The following is a 666-nucleotide window of genomic DNA, read 5'->3' on the forward strand; positions in this document are numbered from 1 at the left end:
AACTTTGAAATAGAAAGTGATAAGCATGAAGTTTTACTGAAAAGAAAGGATGGACCTTCAGCAATTTCTGAAGAAAAATATAGGGAGGGGGTAGAAGATGCGATAAAAGATATATTAAAAAGATCAATAAATAGGAGAGTACAATTTGGAGAAACAACATTATTAATACCTGAAAATACAATAATAAATTCTAAACAAAGAAATATAGTAGATATGAAAACGGGCTATGGAATATTTATAATTTTTTCTAAAGAACCTCGATGTATAGAAAAAAAAGAAGGAAATTTTAAGTATGGACTCATGTATAGTGATACTAATTCAAATATAGCTAAAATAGCCCAAAAAATAATAAAAGTCAATGGCTTTAAAAATACTTGTAACTAAATAGAAAGAAAAATCCCCCAACATTCAAATTATTTCAACGAAAAAAATACGGGAATGAGTGTAAAGAAAAATCACTGTTTGAACGAAGTGAGTTTGTGATTTTTTAGCGAATGAAGTGTTTTTGAGTATGAAATAATTTGTGTTGGGAAGTTTTTGCACACTTTTTTCAAAAAGTGTGGGAAAGTATATAATCCGACAAGAGGAGCAATAGCAGACGTACTGGAAAGTGCATTAGGAAAGATGTTTGATGGAAGCTTGTCAAGTTTGGGATTGTCGATAGGA

At 29.9% G+C, this 666-nt stretch carries 1 protein-coding gene; it reads left to right on the forward strand.

Translation table 11 applies throughout. The features are described 5' to 3' along the window. On the forward strand, nucleotides 1-384 hold a 384-nt coding region (locus EII29_RS11465), incomplete at its 5' end, for a hypothetical protein (protein ID WP_368665485.1). Nucleotides 385-666 lie beyond the last annotated feature (282 nt).

The sequence above is a fragment of the Leptotrichia sp. OH3620_COT-345 genome, from assembly GCF_003932895.1.
Taxonomy (GTDB): domain Bacteria; phylum Fusobacteriota; class Fusobacteriia; order Fusobacteriales; family Leptotrichiaceae; genus Pseudoleptotrichia.